This is a genomic window from Neobacillus camarae, assembly GCF_054950115.1.
In genome coordinates this window covers 1,021,059-1,037,332 of record NZ_JBUCKX010000002.1, presented here as the reverse complement: position 1 = coordinate 1,037,332, position 16,274 = coordinate 1,021,059, and the positions used below count along the sequence as shown (strand labels likewise).

Below are 16,274 nucleotides of genomic sequence, written 5' to 3'. Positions count from 1 at the left end.
TTAATTATTGCAGTTACGGGACACCCCTTATTGGAGGGAGGACCCAACTATTACATAAATTTTGCAGTAATGGAAATGCTAATAAGATATCTAGTAAAAGATGTGGCAGTGTTTCGGTTTTCATTTCTTTGCGAGGGAGAAGGGTATGGAGTTGAATTATTTGTCCCCGACAAAATTGCTTGAGGATATTTATTTAACGCTTTGTTCGGTATATGAGGATGAGCAGCATTATAGCGAGGAGGAAAAGAAGGCCATTCAAGTGACAAAGGAACACTTGACGAAGAAGGTGATGAATGAGTTTGTTGTGGATGAGGAGTATTTTTTAACGATGGATCCTAACGATTTTAAAAAAGGCTACGGAATGCTGGAGCATGATTTTATTAATTTGATAAAAGGCTGCAGCGAAAATAATATAGACTATGATAGCTTCTTACAAGTCATGGACCAGCTCATCAGCAGCGCTAAAATGCGAATGAATGCCTATGATTTACTGAATGAAAGGATTCAGGAAGCAAAAGAAACTGAAACAGCGGAAGATGGAGAGACAGAAACGGAAGATGGAGAAGAGGAATAAAAAGAAATTTCCCGCCACTAGAGGATGGGCTTGATTGATATAGCGGGAAGGTCAGTATTTTAATAGAATGAAAATCCCCGGAACAATACCTTCGTGCTGAAGAAGCGGACGGAGTTTTTCCGCTAGAGACTCATAACGCATGAGTGGACAAATCAACAATGCAGTATCGCATTAACGCACTGGGGGACAGGCCCCCAGCCTGTTAACGTGTTAAACAGCTGAAGAACTGTCCCTTTTTTCTATTATTCAGTTTCTTCCCCAGGTCTTGAGGTTTGGGTTGGGAGGGTGTCCCAAAAGCTGGTGTCGGCTTGCTCGATGGAACCGTCGGCGATGGCTTTGACTGTGGCGTCGAGGGTGGTAATGGTTTGTTTAATTAGGTATCCATTACTCTTTTGTCCCAGCACATATGGCTCATATTCATGGTCGGACATGCCGCGCATTTCGAATAGCAGTGTGGATATACCATATTCAACTGCAGCACCGTTTCGTCCGATTCTTGTCTCGGAACCGCCATTGTATTTGCCAATATGGCCCCAGCCGGTAGAATCTACCGCATTATATACCACTGCCCCCAGTTTTTTCGATCGTTCTAAAACTTCAGGCTTCACGTTTGCATTGGTCGGGTATAGGATGGAACCGGACACATACTCTCCGTTTATTTGACTTTGTGTTCCTTGATGATGAAGGTCGACCATATAATCTATGTGGTACTTTTTCAGCACATTGTTGTGCAGGGCTTGAGTTTCAGGCTGGGCTTTGGCATCGTGATCACGGTTTAAATCTGTCCCTGTGGCGTTATAGCGAGTTAAATGCCTTCCACCGTCTGCCATATAATCATCTAGAGAAAAGTCCACGTCTCCCATGGCTCCGTCCGCATTGAGCATGGGGACGACGAGAATATTGACGTTATCAAGGACACCTTTCATCTTCTGTGTTCCTAAATGTTTAATAAATTCTAGGGCCCCCTCTGTGGTCAACTGCTCATTCCCATGCTGCTGGGTTAAAAATAGAATGGTAGGGTTAGAAGGGTTAGTGATATATTTGGCTAGATAAATATCACGTCCTTTGACAGTTTGCCCAATGACTTCAAGCTTCATGGCATCCTGCTTGGCATCTTGTGTTTGGAGGAAATCGACTAGTTCCTCGTATGTATGGAGAATCGAGGTTTGGATTGATTCATTGCCGCCAACGTTTGGACCTTCCCCTACAGCGCTGACTGGAACAGACACAGCAGTAAGCCCCCCAAAAGCCATTAAACCGGATAATGATAGTGCTAGAATCTTTTTCTTCATTCAACAACCTCCATTTGGTATATTTGTAATAAAATTCCATATTCTATTACACTATCAATAGTACAAAATATAATAATAGCTTGTACATAGGGTTGTTCTACCATATTTCGGATAAAAACCAGCTTACTCATGGGTATTTTACCCCACTCTGATAACGCGTTAAATTACCTGGGGCCTGTCCCCTGGCGCGTCAACGCTTTACTGCAGTGGGGGCCTGTCCCCCACTGTGATAAAATGTTAAAGCAATAGGAACTTGTCCTATTGCTTTTGTTTTTAACTCCATTTTCTTCTTGTTTTGAATGTTTCTTGTATGTATCCGAGAACAGCAACGGGTGACATAATCATTTGGTAGAATAGGACGAAAAAGATAAAACCGAGTAAGTTTTTTCTTATTTTGAGATTTAACGGGTTAAATACTGCTTTTTTCTGGTAGGAATAAAGGATGCTGTAGCTAAGAAGGGTTAAGGGCAGAACGAGCAGTGTCATAGGACCGACAATCCAGTAGTAGCCAAAGAAAGCTAAAATTAGCCCAGGCAGCCAACATACCGTATAGATGGCATCTAAATATGGCATGATGAAGTTGATTCCAGTCAGATATTTTACATACACTTGGGGCTGATTCCATGGCTTTATTTCTCTTAATCCTTCAATCATCCCTCTTGCCCAGCGCGCCCGTTGACGGACTAGATGTTTAAAGGTTTTGGGAACTTCTGTAAAAGATACAGCCAATGGCTCAAAATAAACGCGCCATTTCTTTTGAAGCAGCCGCCAGGTTAACACAATATCTTCCCCGATAGCGTCCGGCCAACCGCCTGCTTCCTTGATGCAATGGGTTTTATATAAGCTATAAGCACCTTGGGCAACCAAGGTTCCTTGATACAATCCTTGCAGTCTTTTAATGGATGCAATCCCTAAAAAGTAATCCCACTCCTGAATCTTGGTCCACAGGTTCTCTCTGCTATTTTTAGCCAAAACCGAACCTGCAACCGCGCAAACATCTTCCGGACTGGATTTCATCCGTGCGACAATATATCGAATTGATGATGAATGAAGTAAGGTATCTGCATCAAGGGTAATGACATAGGGTGTAGTGACAAATTTTAAGCCATGGTTTAAAGCATGAAACTTTCCGGGGGTATCTTCATGAAGCAGTTCAATCTCGATAGATAATTCCTGTTGAGCTCTTGAGACTTCGTAGATTGTTTGGTCGGTGGAACAATTATTGATCACAAAAACTTTTATTTTTCCTGAATAGTCTTGGCGGTCGATGTATTTCAATGTCTGAAAAATTCTTGTTCCTTCATTGTGTGCGGCGATCATTACGGTGATGTCATCACCGGGGAACTTATTTTTAAACGATGGTTGTCGGTCCAGAAGCAGGCTGATGACTAAAAAGGCATTCATGTAGCCGGGAATGTAACAAATCCCACTTATAATAAATAAAGCAATCGGCATAGTGACAACCTGAGATAAATCCTTTATCCAAGGAAGGGCAAACAAAATAGTCAAGCACAACCATAGGAATGCAACAAAGTGGCTAATCAAAAACTTGGTCCTAATAGGAACATACAGTTTCCTTTCCAACGTATTCAAACGGGTATGCACTGAACTTAATATCGGTTTCATAAAACATCCCTCCCCGACCAAAGTAATAGTACTAAACTACTATAATATAATATATTTTAAATATGGGGATTTTTCAATATATTACAAAAAAGGAGGGGAAACTTTTTTAAGGTACCGCTTTAAAGTGCAGGGGGACAGGCCCCCAACATGGTAAAACGTTAAACCGCCGAAGTGCTATCCCATTTCATTTACTTTGAGGGTGGGCTGTTTCTATCATTTCGTTATGCAACGTCCCCATTATATCTCTAATACAAAGGAGTCCTTTTAGTTTTATTGGCTTATCCAATAGATAAATAAACCAACCATTCTGAAATCACTAAATTATTTTATTTTTACTGAGGAAATTATGTTGATATAGCACACGATACAGAACTATTTTATAATGCTCTGTGGTTTCTGTGGGAAAAATTTTTTTCATTTATTTTTTTACTATCATTTATCATTTTTTAGAAAATTTCTATTTTCTCTTAGTCCATTTCGTTTAAAAATGACTAGTGGTACGATTAGAAAAGTTTATCCCTTAACCACAATAATGCTGTATGAGGTGTACTATGGAAAGCATCCGAAAAATCCCAAACGAAAACATTGACCTATTAAAGGAAATAGCCAGCACAAAAACACAACTTCTGAAATTATACACCCAACACGGCCCAGCCAACCCTGACTATATATCCCTTTCACTCAAACAACATCTCTTGGTCAACCAATACATCGAAGAAAAACTAGCCAGCATGCTTTAGTGCTTTAACTAGGTGGGGGACAGGCCCCCACCCTGCTAAAGTATTAACGTGGCGGGGACTTTCCCCTATTCATGGATTCCCTTATCCGATCTCAGGTTTTCTATTTTTTTGTTTAGCGGTAAGATGATAAATATTAGCAGCAGTGCGGCGACGGAGAAGGATAATATGGACATGTAAGTATTAATGGGGGGTCTTCCTGTGGTTGCAGAAAGGTTTCCGAGGAATAGGTTCAAAATTCCAATGAGGAAGTTTAACCCGGCCACTGCCGCGAATAGAGTCATTATTCTTTTGTAGTGTTGTAATTTGGAATCCAAGTCAGAGTAAATGGTAAATTCACCATCGGCGGCTTTTCTTCTAAAATACGCCCAGCGGTGATACGAAGCCACGAGTTCCGCTCCAGTATCTTCCATAAATTGGATATAATTCTGACTTTCCGGATGATTGGCCGGATGTTCAAGCAATTCGAGCCGGTAAATGTATTCCCCCTTGGGCGCTTCCTCAAACACATATTTGCACCATGAATAATCAATTAAAGCCATACCGTTGGCTGACATGTCATTTATAAATCTTTCTTCCTTCTCAAAATCATAAAATAATTTCCTGATTACATGTTTCATGATTCCCATCTCCCCGCAATGGCCTCGCCATTTTGAATAAGTTCCTTTAACCTCATGAGTTCAAGCTCAACGACTGATTTTCCTATTTCCGTAATTTCATACTCCTTTTTGCGTGAATTCACTTCATTCGGCAATGGCCTAATCCAGCCTTTTTCCTGCAATGTATTAATCGCCCCGTACAGCGTTCCCGCCCCAAGTGATACACGCCCATTGCTTAGTTCCTTTATATTTTGCATGATGCCGTATCCATGCATTGGCTGAAAGAGGGATAAAAGAATATAATAAACGGCTTCCGTCAATGCATTGTGTTCGGTCATTTCCTTCATAATTATCACCTCTCATCTATTACGTCTGGCGATATATCGTCTACAGTTATATTATATCGGCTGTCGATATAAAGTTCAATCGGTCTTTTTACTATTTTCAAGAAAAGTCGCGCAACTAAAAAAGAGACATTCCCCCGGCCGTTTAACGCGTTAAAGTCGTGGGGGACAGGCCCCCGCCAGTTCACCGCATTAAATTACCAGGGGACTGTCCCCTCTAGTCTTTTTTGGAAATTCTATTTATGACAACTTTTTCACCATGTTGTACCAGACCACCCCGCCATGGGTGGAGCTAGAGACCCCGTTGTTCTCGTATCCGTGTTTTTTGTAATAGTTGATTAAGTCTTTTTTGCAAGTCAGGGTCACGGTTTCGCGGTCCTTTTCTTTTGCTTTTTTTTCTATATGAGTCAAAAGCGCTGTGGCAATTCCTTGGTTTTGATGGGATGGCCGCACCGCTAATCCCAAGATGCTCTGATGGCCCCCCGTTGGAGGATTGGCCTTAATTTTACTAAACAGGTCATCGGTTATGTAGGGGGTGTCCAGAACGGGCCCATTAACCAACCCGACAACCGCACCTCCCTCTTCAGCCACGAAAAAACTGTCCGGAATCATTTGAATCCTCTCCTCAAATGCACTTATCGTGGCGGCCTCTTCTTTTGTAAAACAAAGGTTTTCTACAATCACCAGTTCAGATAGATCTTCTGTTTTTACGTTTCTTATTTGTACCATCTCTGTTGGGGCCCTCCAATCTCTTTAAAAAAAGGATGAATCACGAAGATCTCATCCTTTTAATCTTATAAATTTTCCAAAAATGTTTTGATGACGTCCGTTCCTCCGATGAACAAGCCAAAGGTCGTTCCAAGGTTGCATAAAACAACAATCAGCAAAATTCGGCTGACTTTGTTCCGCCAAAACCCTTTTACGGTAAAGACGTCCTCTGCCAGTGTTTCGAAATCCTTGACATTCGGCCTGCGGACATAGGCTTGGGCCAAACCAGCAAACCATCCCGCTGCCAAAAGCGGATGCAAGGTGGTGATCGGTGCGGCCACAAAGGCCGTCAAGATGGTCAACGGATGACCCAAAGCAATTGCCGCTCCGAGTGCCGCAAATGACCCGTTCCATAAAATCCAACTGATGGTCTGGTCGAGGCCGGCTGACGGGCTTGCAATAAATGTATAGACAATCATGGCTAAAATGAGAATAGGCAGACTCCAGCCAATGATTTTCGGAACAACCGATTTTGGCGGCAAGGCCGTCAGAAGATCCAAGTCCTGTTCCTTCTTGATTTCTTCTTTAATGCCAGGGACGTGGGCTGCCCCTAAAACGGCGACGATTTTTTCTCCGGGCGCTTCCTTGATTTTTTGCGCCAGATATTGGTCCCGTTCATTAATCAACGGCGTTTTCAGCCTAGGAAAACTTTCGGTAAATTCATTGAGCATCGCGTTGATCGTGTCTTGTTCCTTCATTTTTTCCAAATCTTCTTCCGTGATGCTTTCTTTGCTGAAGATGCTGGCAATAACCGAGGTAAGTAGGTTGGCTTTGCCCCAGAAGCCAAGGTTGCCCCATATCCGGGAAAAGGTAACTTGGATATTCCTGTCGGCCAACACCAGATTGGCCCCGACTTCCTTCGCGGATTCAATGCCCTGAATCATTTCCGAGCCCGCACGGATGTTGAGTTGATTGGCCATACGGTTTTGAAAAGAGGAGATGGCCAGATTCATTAATAAGAGCGAGGCCTTCTTTTCCTTAATGATCTGAATGATGTCCATTTCCTTCCACTTGCTGCCTTCCGTAATTGCTTGGTAACGCTGCTCGTCCAATTCGATACAAACTGAATCCGGCCGTTCTGCCTCAATGACCTCTTTCACCTGCTCAGCACTATTCTTCGAAACATGTGCCGTTCCTATCAAAATATATTCCTTGCCATCCAAATGAATCCTCGTAATATTCTCCTCGCTCATACATACCTTCCTTTAAAGACCGAATACAAAAGATTTATTCGTCTATTATACCATTAACCGGCAGCCAAAAAACAGCAAAATAGTGGGGCATGTCCCCTTCATCTTTAACGCATTACTGCACTGGGGGCCTGTCCCCCACCGCTTTAACGCATTACTGAACCGTAGAAATGGTTGGTGCGTTTTGTGCGCCATTGCCAAATGATAAATATCCCTTTGGCAACGCGGATATGGAGCTTCTCTTTTTGCCGAGATTTATGGAATTTATCAAATCAGTAAGAGAATAAAATGAATAGTGGTGACCTTTTCTCCGGATGGCTATCGAAAAGGTGCAACATTTATTCATTTATGAAACGACGTACTTAGGGGGTGGCCTTAGATGAAGGATATTTATAAAGGGCTGGTCCGCTGTTATAATGGACAGCTCCGTGCTGTTTTAGCCACAATTGTGAAGGCTGATGGTTCTTCTTACCGGCGTGAAGGTGCGCGCTGCCTAATACATGAAACTGGGGAGATTGATGGCATGTTGAGCGGCGGATGTGTAGAATCCGATCTTTTGGAACATTCACGGGATGTGTTAACTACCAATACTCCCAAAATAATTAAATACGATTTTCGCTGGGAAAACGACTTACTATGGGGGCTCGGAGTTGGATGCAATGGGGTCATTACCGTTTGGCTTGAACCCTTTGACCCAATCAACCATCGGGAAAAGGCCAGCAAACTTCTTTCTGAAATACAAAATCGCCTAACCTGCGATACCCCTTATTTCTATTTATCTGTCATTGAATCGTCCAATCATGCTCAATTGCAGCCCGGTATCCAGTGGAATGAGGAATACGGGCAGTCAGAATGGCTGACTTTGAATAACCCGCAGAAGCCATGTTTGGTAGAAACTATGGTTAACGGTTGTGAAGCTCTGGTGTATGTCGAGCCTATCCAGCCACTCCCATGGCTGTTTATTATCGGTTCCGGTCCCGATGCAGCTTTACTTGCGAAACAAGCGAGCAACCTGCCATGGAGAGTAAAGGTAATTGATCACCGAGAAACTTATCTCTCCACCTATTTTCCTGATATCGACAAGGCTTTGATCCGAAAAAGCGATTATGAATCTGTGCCGATTCCTCCAGGGTCTTATGCCGTAATCATGACCCACAATTTGGAGTCAGATCAAGCGGCATTATCTTATTTATTAAAAGCTGATTTGAACTATATCGGTCTGCTTGGATCGAGGCAGCGTTTTGCCAAGTTAACGGAACTCATTGGTCAGGAAACCAACCTGACTGCCAGCCAGCTTCAGGAAAAGATTCATTCGCCAGTAGGCCTGGATATTGGGGCCGAATCACCTGAGGAAATTACGATCAGCATTCTTTCTGAATTAACTGCTTTTAAAAATGGAAGGACAGGAGGTTCCCTATGCCACCGCAAAATCAAAGCTTTCTGAACCCGAACGGCATCTTGGTCCTAATGTGCGGGCATCAATTGAGTAAAAATACTCCATACTGCATCAACAGAAATCGCTACCCATGAAGATTTCCAAACCTATATGCTGCAGTGCACATGACCTTCCAGATCTTGGACAATGCCAACAAGAACTAAACAGGCCTCCCTCCATTTCGCTTTAACGCATTGCTGTACCGGGGGACAGTCCCCCGGCGTGTTAACGCATTACCGTGGCGGAGCACTTGGCGGATGCTTTTTTTGGTATTTCCCTGTTCTTCTATAGGCACGGATTTGGGTTTTTATCGAGGAGTACATTCCCGAAGCTGCGTTTCCATAAAAAAATCCCATGAAGATACCCGCCCAGATACTTTTGGGATGGGCAAAGAAGACGGCAATGATGAGCCCTAGTGCATTGGCTAGTCCAGGTACATATGGTTTTGAGATTGACAATATCATTTTGATTATTTCTGTTAGGATGACAACCAGAGGGACTGCTATAATGCTGTCCCAAAAGTTGGTATAAACCACAGGAAAGGTCTCCATTCGTTACGCCTCGTTCCTAAATGCATAATGGTTAACTATATAGTGCCCATATTATGAATGGATAACTAACAAATCTTGGTTTAAGAACACAAGTCTGACATGTAGAGGGGAATAAAAAAACCAAGACAATAGAGTCCGGACAGGACTCGAATCTTGGTTAGTTTGCTAGTTTCTAATTTAGAATTTTGGCTTTCCATCTAGGTACATTTAATTATGCGGCGGACCAATGAGCAGGATGAACGAGTGAATCCGGCAATTTGGTTTTTGTGTCCCCTTTCGCCGAGTTTACCTGAACTTGAGTCAGAAAAATACTTCCCCTCAGGTCCGCGCCGCTCAGGTCGGCATCTCGCATATCTGCACCGATAAGGTCAGCCATTCTTAAATCGGCCCCACGAAGGTCAGCAGCAATAAGGTAGGCGCCTCTTAGGTTGGCACCATTAAAATTGGCCCCTCTTAACTTTGCCCCAATAAAGTCTGCTCCCCGATGGTCCAGTTTCTTGTTTTTCCTAGTTCCCTTCTGAAGAACTGCTGAACCGGTGCGAACCAGTTCGCTAGCCTTTAACAGCAGAGTATTGACTTCAAAACGGTGTGATGGAATGTCCAGGTTTAGGAGAGCATCAGGGCCAAGCAAAGTAAGCTGCTCCGTTTTCTCCAGTTTCATGCACAGCTCCTCGCGGATAGAATGAGCAGCCTCCAGGGAAAGGGCTTCTGTCAGGTACCATAACATTTCATGAAGCTCCTGCATCATGGGGAATACGTCAAACATCTTCTTAGCCGTTTCACGGTCCTCACGCCAATCCTTTCCCTCAAAAGTAACCTGGGACACCTTTTGCCCGGCGCCAAAGCAGTCAAACACCGTACAGCCTTTAAACCCTTCTTGCCTCAAATTCTGGTGGATACCGCAGCGAAAATTCGCACCCAAATTCGGACAAGGTGTACCAATGTCTTTATCCGCTTTAAAATCCGCTGAAGCAGCAAAAGCAAGCGCCACACAACACAAGCCAAAGCAATTTTCGCAATCCACCCGCAGTTTGCCTCGGCTAACCGAAACCATTGATTTTACATCCTCATTTATAATAGACAAAATTCTTGCACATCCTTTATGTTTAACACTTTAAAGCACTGGGGACCTGTCCCCCACCCGATTAACGCATTACTATGATGAAGGGCTTTGATTTTTCTGCCTCTCCACCTATCTTACGTAGGTAATGTAGTCGACATTGATGGGTTCGAGGTTCTCTTGCCGGAGGAGACGGTTGATTTGGCCTCGGTGGTATTGTCCGTGCAATGCGACATGGGTTAAGATGTCTGCTAGAGACGTAGTGAATTCTTTGCCGGTGCTATTTTTATAGGTAATGATGTCTTCGCTATTTGCATCAGACAGCCCTGAAAGCAGTTCTGCAAAGTTTTTATGGTTGGTTTCCGCTAGCCGCAAACATTCTTCAAGGCTAAGCTCTGTCCATATTGCTTGAGGTGAACAGCTTAAACCTTTTAGGCGGTTAAGCCATACCTCTTCCGCTAGTAGGATATGAGAAAGCAGCTGCTTCGCCTGGTGATTACCATCTCCACTAGTCTTTAAGGTTTCTAGAATTCGCAAGTTAGCCCAATGCATGTGCTCAAACATTTTCCTAATTGTCCTCATACCAACCGCCTCCCTTATAAACATCACTAATTCAAAAGATACCCCCTATTATACTTTATCGCCAGGCAACATCCAAATATTTACACTAAATCTTATTGCCCTGTCTGATTCTCTTGAGTAGGTTTCATCCCAATCATCCATCCTAGACATAGGAGGTGGAAAAAATGGCAGATCAAAACCCGATTGAATACTCCGGAAACGTACTAGACCAACGAAACACCCTGACCGGTCCAGACGACGGGGGCAAGACTTCCCATCCAAAACAACCTAAACATGTGACCATCAAGCAACAAGGGAAAAACATTAATTAACGCCGATGGAGACAGTCCCCCACTGCGGTGAAGCATTACCAGGCTGGGGGCCTGTCCCCCAGCTGATTACCGCGTTAAAGCACAAGGGAGTTACGCATCTTATACTTCCTTCATGATTTCAATATAAAACTTGATGGCGTTGATGTAGTTTTGAATTGTGACATGTTCGTTCGTCCCATGCATCCGGTTGAGATCTTGAGAGGTGATTTGTACAGGCAGGAATCGGTAAGTATTTTGCGAGACAGCATCATAATGCTTGGCATCTGAGCCGGCAAACATGAGGTACGTTGCTATGACGGCTTGGCCATAGACGTTTCTGGCGGCCTGCTGTACTGCACTAAATTCCCAGCCGTCTGTAGAAGACACCTTCGTGGCTTCGCTTCCTGTCAAGGTTACCTGAATATCTTCATCATCAATCGTATCTTCGATGAAGGCCTTTACTTTTTCCAAAGAATCTCCCGGCATTAACCGGAGATTGATCATTGTGGATGCCTTTTCAGGCAGGGCATTGTATTGCTCTCCAGCCTGGAAAATAGTTGGCGCAATCGTAGTTCGGATTAAGGCAGCCGAAGCTGGCTCACCTAATAATATTTTTTCAATCACTGGTTCGAAAATGAACTTATTAGCAAAAACATACCTCATCCCAAAGCTCATCTCGGGTGCCACGAATTGGAACAAGTCCTCCCCAGGACCTCGAAGGTCTCCTTTAAACTGGGTATCCTCTAGCTTCGCTATCGCTGCCGCTATTCTCCCGATATTGGTGTGGTTTTTCGGCTGCGAGGAATGGCCGCCGCTGCCTTCAATGGAAAGTTCGGCCGTTGCTGACCCCTTCTCAGAAATTCCCACTACCCCGACAGGCTGGTCGACTCCCGGCACCATGTTTTCGACAATGGCCCCGCCTTCGTCCAACACAAATTCAAATTTGATTCCCCGGTCTTTTAACGTTTGGGCAATGACGTTGGCCCCTTCATCGCCGCCAATTTCTTCGTCAAAGCCAAACATCAGATAAATGTCGCGAGTGGGGGCAAATCTTGTCTTTTAACAATTGTTCCGTGGCTTCTAATAGGCCAATGACCCCAATTTTGTCATCCAGTGTTCCCCTCCCCCAAATCTTTCCATCTTTTACCGCCCCACTGAAAGGCTCCTGCTCCCAATTGGATTCGGTGCCTCCTAAAACAGGCACTACGTCATAATGGCTCGTCAAACCAATTGGTTTTTTGCCAGGATCTGTTCCTTTCCATCTATAGACCAGCCCGTAATCATTTATTTTTTCATACTCCAGCTGCTGATGGACCAATGGGTAGCTTTCTTGTAAAAAGGCAATGAATCGATCAAATTCACTAAAGTCAAACTTACTCCGGTCTTGATAGGAGATCGTTTTATAGGTGACTGCCTGTGATAAATGCCCAACTGCAGCATCCTCGTCAATGACTGCCTGCGTTGGCTTTGGCACAGGCTGTTTGGACATTACGGTTGCGGTCCTGAATATGGTTACAATTGCAAAAATAAGGAAAAAACTTGCCAATAGCAAGAATGCCAATTTCCACTTTTTCATCCACATAACCCCACTCCCTTTTTATATTTTTTATTATAAGGTAAAAGTAATTTTCAGAATAGTACAATACTATTGCGTTCCGTGCAAAAGAAAACCACAACCCCACGAAAGCATAGACACTTTAGCACGTTAATCAGGCGGGGGCCTGTCCCCCAGCCTGGTAACGCTCTGCCGCGGTGGGGTGCCGGCCCCATTTTCTCTTTTTCAGTGTAGCGGGCAGGAAATAATTACCGGTAATTCCAGCCTGAAAAACGGGAAATAATCGGAAATTTTTTATACAATTTGTTGGATTGTTATTGTATAATAATGAAGCTGTTTAATTTCTCGTACTTTTGCACGGGGGGAAATGACCTATTAAATAAAATTAATATGGTTATAGTATTGTATTTTTTTGGGGGAGGAAAAGGAGAACATGTCATTTTGTAAGGAGTGCGGAGCATCATTAGCAAGCGGGACGGCTTTTTGTAAGGAATGCGGGAAACCGGTAGAGAGAGAGGCAAACATTCCACCTTCTGCGCCAAAAAGCGGGCAACCCATGAATCCTAGAACCAAGAAACTCCTTATTGCCGGGGTAGTTGTTTTAGGGGTCCTATTTGGAGGGTATAAAGCAGGAGAAAACCTGACCAGTAAAGACAGAAAAATAGAAAAAGTCGAAACGGCACTGATTGAAAAAGATCAGGATAAACTGGCCAGCCTGTTGGTTTCCACAGATAAAAAGCTGGAAATTGATCAGGATTCTTTAAAGGGACTAATGAAGTTTTTGGAAGAGAATCCAGATCGGGTCCAAGACATCGTCGAAACATTAAAGTCACAGTCTAAGTACTATGACTCGGTAAAAAGCGATTCGAAAAACAGCCAATCGTACATAGAAGAAACGATGGATTCAGGATTATTTAATTTACGGAAAAACGGTAAAACCTTATTTTACGATAAGTATGAAATCACCATCAAACCTGTCTATATGTCACTAGCCACAAACTATGAAAAGACAGAATTGAAAGTTAACGGAAAAAAAGTGGCAACAGCCAATAAAAATAACTTTTCAAAGACAGTCGGTCCATTCGTGCCAGGCTATTATACAGTGGAAGCCAGCTTAAAAAATGACTATGTAACGTTAAAAAATAAACAAAATGTCCTCTTAACTGGCGGGGATAAGCAAGAAGTGGACGCTTATTTAGAAGGGAAAGACGTCACCCTATATTCTGATATTGATGATTCAGGCCTTAAAGGGAAAGTACTGCTAAATGGCAAAGAACTGAAGGTGAATCCGTTCTCCGAGCAATCCTTCGGGCCGATCCTCACCGATGGGTCCCTTAAATTGCAAGTGGTGGCCCAATTGCCATGGGGAGAAACCAAGTCAAATGAAATCAAAATCGACGATACAGAAGTCGAATTCGATCTATCCCAAGACAAAAATCTTCAGAAATCCATTACCGACACACTGGTATTGAATGCGCAGGAGTGGATGCAGGCCTATACTTCAGGAGATATGTCTAAGTTCACGACACAAACAGCGGATCAAAATGAAGAGATGCAGTCAGAAATTGACTCCGCTAAAGAATCCGGCAGGCTGTTCCAAGGAAAGTATTTAGGAACAACATTCGATTTAGACTCACTTTCCCTCTACCAAGATGACGATCAGTGGAAAGTCCGAGTGAATGCGGAAGAGTATTACAATTCGGATTATTACAACGCGGGAGAGACACCAGAATTATCTGATGATAGTGTAGATTGGACGTATTATTTGGTTTACGACCCGGATAAAAAGAAATGGCTTGTCGAAGACCATTCGAACAGCTACGGATTCGACGAGGACTCCGAAAACCTGTATGAGTCCAAAGAGGAAAATCCTAAGCAATACACAACCGCTTGGGCCAATTAATTTTTAAAAAATAGAGAGAAGAAAGGGTTGGGGAAATGATCTGTCCAAATTGTAACCATGAAAATCAGGGAGGCAAGTTCTGCGAAAACTGCGGAACAAATTTAACGACTGCCAGCCAGACGGCAGCAGCAACCGATACCATTAACCGGGTGGAAACACCGTATTATCAAAACCCGCAAGCTCACCATAACGGAGCTCAGCCTGCACAACCGGCTGCGGCAAACCAATATATAGAAACAACCAAGAAAATATCAAAGCTATACTTTGGATATGCGATGGAAGTATTAAAAAGACCTTTTTCAACCAGCCAGTTTTACGGCGGCGAGCAATTTGTCAATGGCATCATCACGATGTGCTTATACGCCTTGTTTACGCCGCTGGTGTTATACTTCGGTTTAAAAGGAATCCTTGAAGAATTGGGCAGTTTCGGCGGTGGTTTATTTGACAGTGCAGTCGAAAGTATCACCCCGCCATTCGGCGATGCGGTGGTCAAACCTTTCTTCGGTTACCTTGTCTTTATCTTTTTGGTTTCCGCATTCACTTTCGGTGCCATTAAATTGGGAAAAGTACAAGCAGGATATAAAGAAGTGATTGCCAGGTTCGGCTCCTTCCTGTTGCCAATTACGGCTTTGCTGTTGGTGGCTCTATTGCTTAGCCTCTTAAAAATGAAATTTTCATTTTTTATTTTGCTGTTTGCCATCTTTGGTTCCATTACCGTTGTTCCGGCGCTCGTTATTGCCAGCTTTAAGCGAAATACAACGGAAGGGCTCGATGTCATTTATGGCACCCTATTAACTTACTTGGCCACTTTCATTACTATTTATATTATGGCAAACATTTTGTTTGAATCTATTAAAAATGCCATCGGCAATGCTTTTAACCCATTTGGCATGTAAGGATCAAAAAGCATTCATCCGTAATTGGGTGAGTGCTTTTTTCTATAAAACCATCGCCCGGAACCAAATTTAATACCCTGTGGCAGGATGAAATTATTCCCCAAAACACGGGAAATTTTTAGTATAATAGAAACATACGTGTTGGAGCAAACCAAGTTGATTCTAGTCATAAGGAGAGAAGATAGTGAGTATTTTCAATAAGCTTAAACAAGGGGTTTCAGAAGCTGGCACGAAGGCCATTAATACAGTAGAAGCCAACCGGCTTAAATCTCAAATTGGAAAAAATAATGACCTGATTCAATCATTATTTACCGAAATCGGCAGAAAAGTATTTTCTGAATATCATAACCCACAAATTCAGATTGGAAACCTTGTCGATGTAGAGGTTAACCAAATTCATGAACTTCTTTCGCTAAATGGCCAGCTGGAAATTGATATAAAGGCCATTTGGAACCAAAAACAGTGCACATGCGGTAATTTAGTCGCCTTGGACGCCAAGTTCTGTTCAGCTTGCGGCACCAGATTCAATACCATTCAAATAAATGAACAAGAGGCTTCCCTTATACTGGAACAGCCCGGCGAGAACATGGAAACCGTCAGCCTTGGTTTGACTGGAACCTTAAACGATAAACCCAGTCCTCAAGAATCAAATGATTCCATATTTTGCCCTAACTGTGATGCCGAGATTGAAGCAGACTCCAAATTTTGCGGTGAATGCGGACATATGATGAAGTAAAGGAACAGATAGTGTTCCTTTTAATTTTGAACCGAGTTGGCCCCGCATTTTCCAATCGAGTGAAAAACCGCCAATAACCGGTCAATGCTCTTTTAAAATAGAATCCTATTAAAAAACAATTTTGATATTTATATAA

Annotated in this window: 18 protein-coding genes; 7 read left to right on the top strand and 11 right to left on the bottom strand. The window is 43.1% G+C overall.

The features are described 5' to 3' along the window. The first annotated feature begins 145 nt into the window (after positions 1-145). Positions 146-574: a hypothetical protein gene (locus ACY8D0_RS12580; RefSeq protein ID WP_462410849.1), complete on the top strand. Its 429-nt coding sequence runs from the start codon at positions 146-148 to the stop codon at positions 572-574. Positions 575-816: 242 nt separating this feature from the next. On the opposite strand, the gene ACY8D0_RS12575 is transcribed toward ACY8D0_RS12580, so the two are convergent. Together ACY8D0_RS12575 and ACY8D0_RS12570 are read right to left on the bottom strand one after the other, a co-directional pair. Then, a complete protein-coding gene (locus tag ACY8D0_RS12575; protein ID WP_462410848.1) occupies positions 817-1,866 on the bottom strand; it encodes a M14 family zinc carboxypeptidase in 1,050 nt (349 codons plus the stop codon). A gap of 273 nt (positions 1,867-2,139) precedes the next feature. Next, on the bottom strand, positions 2,140-3,492 hold the full coding sequence (locus ACY8D0_RS12570) for a glycosyltransferase family 2 protein (RefSeq protein ID WP_462410847.1): 1,353 nt from the start codon (positions 3,490-3,492) through the stop codon (positions 2,140-2,142). Between the two features lie 551 nt (positions 3,493-4,043). Between ACY8D0_RS12570 and ACY8D0_RS12565 the strand changes: the two genes are divergently transcribed. After that, positions 4,044-4,232 (top strand): hypothetical protein, encoded by a 189-nt coding sequence (locus ACY8D0_RS12565; protein ID WP_462410846.1) that lies wholly within the window; start codon positions 4,044-4,046, stop codon positions 4,230-4,232. A gap of 65 nt (positions 4,233-4,297) precedes the next feature. On the opposite strand, the gene ACY8D0_RS12560 is transcribed toward ACY8D0_RS12565, so the two are convergent. From ACY8D0_RS12560 to ACY8D0_RS12545, 4 genes are all read right to left on the bottom strand, one after another. Further along, positions 4,298-4,849, bottom strand: coding sequence for a DUF2812 domain-containing protein (locus ACY8D0_RS12560; protein ID WP_462410845.1), 552 nt, complete (start codon positions 4,847-4,849; stop codon positions 4,298-4,300). After that, positions 4,846-5,175: a PadR family transcriptional regulator gene (locus ACY8D0_RS12555; RefSeq protein ID WP_462410844.1), complete on the bottom strand. Its 330-nt coding sequence runs from the start codon at positions 5,173-5,175 to the stop codon at positions 4,846-4,848. Before ACY8D0_RS12555 ends, ACY8D0_RS12560 begins: the two co-directional genes overlap by 4 nt. 237 nt (positions 5,176-5,412) lie before the next feature. Continuing rightward, complete coding sequence (locus tag ACY8D0_RS12550; protein ID WP_462410843.1) at positions 5,413-5,901, bottom strand: GNAT family N-acetyltransferase; 489 nt, start codon at positions 5,899-5,901, stop codon at positions 5,413-5,415. 65 nt (positions 5,902-5,966) lie between these two features. Then, positions 5,967-7,133 (bottom strand): TraB/GumN family protein, encoded by a 1,167-nt coding sequence (locus ACY8D0_RS12545; protein WP_462410842.1) that lies wholly within the window; start codon positions 7,131-7,133, stop codon positions 5,967-5,969. 376 nt (positions 7,134-7,509) lie between these two features. Between ACY8D0_RS12545 and ACY8D0_RS12540 the strand changes: the two genes are divergently transcribed. After that, positions 7,510-8,574 carry an XdhC family protein gene (locus ACY8D0_RS12540; protein WP_462410841.1) on the top strand — a complete coding sequence of 355 codons (1,065 nt, stop codon included), beginning with the start codon at positions 7,510-7,512 and terminating at the stop codon, positions 8,572-8,574. 224 nt (positions 8,575-8,798) lie between these two features. Here ACY8D0_RS12540 and ACY8D0_RS12535 read toward each other — a convergent pair whose 3' ends face one another. The 3 genes from ACY8D0_RS12535 to ACY8D0_RS12525 form a co-directional block, all read right to left on the bottom strand. Further along, entirely contained in the window at positions 8,799-9,116 is a 318-nt protein-coding gene (locus ACY8D0_RS12535; protein ID WP_462410840.1) for a hypothetical protein, read from the bottom strand. Positions 9,117-9,327: 211 nt separating this feature from the next. Beyond that, on the bottom strand, positions 9,328-10,170 hold the full coding sequence (locus tag ACY8D0_RS12530) for a pentapeptide repeat-containing protein (RefSeq protein WP_462411354.1): 843 nt from the start codon (positions 10,168-10,170) through the stop codon (positions 9,328-9,330). A 138-nt stretch (positions 10,171-10,308) separates the two neighbouring features. Next, a complete protein-coding gene (locus tag ACY8D0_RS12525; RefSeq protein WP_462410839.1) occupies positions 10,309-10,758 on the bottom strand; it encodes a DinB family protein in 450 nt (149 codons plus the stop codon). A 164-nt stretch (positions 10,759-10,922) separates the two neighbouring features. Here ACY8D0_RS12525 and ACY8D0_RS12520 point away from each other — a divergent pair, with 164 nt between their 5' ends. Then, positions 10,923-11,069, top strand: a complete 147-nt coding sequence (locus ACY8D0_RS12520) for a hypothetical protein (protein WP_462410838.1) — start codon at positions 10,923-10,925, stop codon at positions 11,067-11,069. Between the two features lie 99 nt (positions 11,070-11,168). Here ACY8D0_RS12520 and ACY8D0_RS12515 read toward each other — a convergent pair whose 3' ends face one another. Both ACY8D0_RS12515 and ACY8D0_RS12510 read right to left on the bottom strand, forming a co-directional pair. Continuing rightward, entirely contained in the window at positions 11,169-12,071 is a 903-nt protein-coding gene (locus ACY8D0_RS12515) for a M20/M25/M40 family metallo-hydrolase (RefSeq protein ID WP_462410837.1), read from the bottom strand. Continuing rightward, positions 12,058-12,624, bottom strand: coding sequence for a M20/M25/M40 family metallo-hydrolase (locus tag ACY8D0_RS12510; protein ID WP_462410836.1), 567 nt, complete (start codon positions 12,622-12,624; stop codon positions 12,058-12,060). The genes ACY8D0_RS12515 and ACY8D0_RS12510 overlap by 14 nt, the downstream gene beginning before the upstream one ends. A 412-nt stretch (positions 12,625-13,036) precedes the next feature. On the opposite strand from ACY8D0_RS12510, the gene ACY8D0_RS12505 reads away from it, so the two are divergent. The 3 genes from ACY8D0_RS12505 to ACY8D0_RS12495 all read left to right on the top strand — a co-directional run bounded on the left by ACY8D0_RS12505 (position 13,037) and on the right by ACY8D0_RS12495 (position 16,138). Next, the gene (locus tag ACY8D0_RS12505) at positions 13,037-14,506 is read left to right on the top strand and encodes a zinc ribbon domain-containing protein (RefSeq protein WP_462410835.1); all 1,470 of its coding nucleotides are present in this window, start codon (positions 13,037-13,039) and stop codon (positions 14,504-14,506) included. Positions 14,507-14,541: 35 nt separating this feature from the next. Next, positions 14,542-15,402, top strand: coding sequence for a zinc ribbon domain-containing protein (locus ACY8D0_RS12500; protein WP_462410834.1), 861 nt, complete (start codon positions 14,542-14,544; stop codon positions 15,400-15,402). Between the two features lie 184 nt (positions 15,403-15,586). Next, positions 15,587-16,138 carry a zinc-ribbon domain-containing protein gene (locus ACY8D0_RS12495; RefSeq protein ID WP_462410833.1) on the top strand — a complete coding sequence of 184 codons (552 nt, stop codon included), beginning with the start codon at positions 15,587-15,589 and terminating at the stop codon, positions 16,136-16,138. Positions 16,139-16,274: the final 136 nt, after the last annotated feature.

Coding starts and splice junctions, on each gene's coding strand:
- ACY8D0_RS12580 (WP_462410849.1), top strand. CDS start 146: ATGGAGTTGAATTATTTGTCCCCGACAAAATTGCTTGAGGATATTTAT.
- ACY8D0_RS12575 (WP_462410848.1), bottom strand. CDS start 1,866: ATGAAGAAAAAGATTCTAGCACTATCATTATCCGGTTTAATGGCTTTT.
- ACY8D0_RS12570 (WP_462410847.1), bottom strand. CDS start 3,492: ATGAAACCGATATTAAGTTCAGTGCATACCCGTTTGAATACGTTGGAA.
- ACY8D0_RS12565 (WP_462410846.1), top strand. CDS start 4,044: ATGGAAAGCATCCGAAAAATCCCAAACGAAAACATTGACCTATTAAAG.
- ACY8D0_RS12560 (WP_462410845.1), bottom strand. CDS start 4,849: ATGAAACATGTAATCAGGAAATTATTTTATGATTTTGAGAAGGAAGAA.
- ACY8D0_RS12555 (WP_462410844.1), bottom strand. CDS start 5,175: ATGAAGGAAATGACCGAACACAATGCATTGACGGAAGCCGTTTATTAT.
- ACY8D0_RS12550 (WP_462410843.1), bottom strand. CDS start 5,901: ATGGTACAAATAAGAAACGTAAAAACAGAAGATCTATCTGAACTGGTG.
- ACY8D0_RS12545 (WP_462410842.1), bottom strand. CDS start 7,133: ATGAGCGAGGAGAATATTACGAGGATTCATTTGGATGGCAAGGAATAT.
- ACY8D0_RS12540 (WP_462410841.1), top strand. CDS start 7,510: ATGAAGGATATTTATAAAGGGCTGGTCCGCTGTTATAATGGACAGCTC.
- ACY8D0_RS12535 (WP_462410840.1), bottom strand. CDS start 9,116: ATGGAGACCTTTCCTGTGGTTTATACCAACTTTTGGGACAGCATTATA.
- ACY8D0_RS12530 (WP_462411354.1), bottom strand. CDS start 10,170: ATGGTTTCGGTTAGCCGAGGCAAACTGCGGGTGGATTGCGAAAATTGC.
- ACY8D0_RS12525 (WP_462410839.1), bottom strand. CDS start 10,758: ATGAGGACAATTAGGAAAATGTTTGAGCACATGCATTGGGCTAACTTG.
- ACY8D0_RS12520 (WP_462410838.1), top strand. CDS start 10,923: ATGGCAGATCAAAACCCGATTGAATACTCCGGAAACGTACTAGACCAA.
- ACY8D0_RS12515 (WP_462410837.1), bottom strand. CDS start 12,071: ATGTTTGGCTTTGACGAAGAAATTGGCGGCGATGAAGGGGCCAACGTC.
- ACY8D0_RS12510 (WP_462410836.1), bottom strand. CDS start 12,624: ATGAAAAAGTGGAAATTGGCATTCTTGCTATTGGCAAGTTTTTTCCTT.
- ACY8D0_RS12505 (WP_462410835.1), top strand. CDS start 13,037: ATGTCATTTTGTAAGGAGTGCGGAGCATCATTAGCAAGCGGGACGGCT.
- ACY8D0_RS12500 (WP_462410834.1), top strand. CDS start 14,542: ATGATCTGTCCAAATTGTAACCATGAAAATCAGGGAGGCAAGTTCTGC.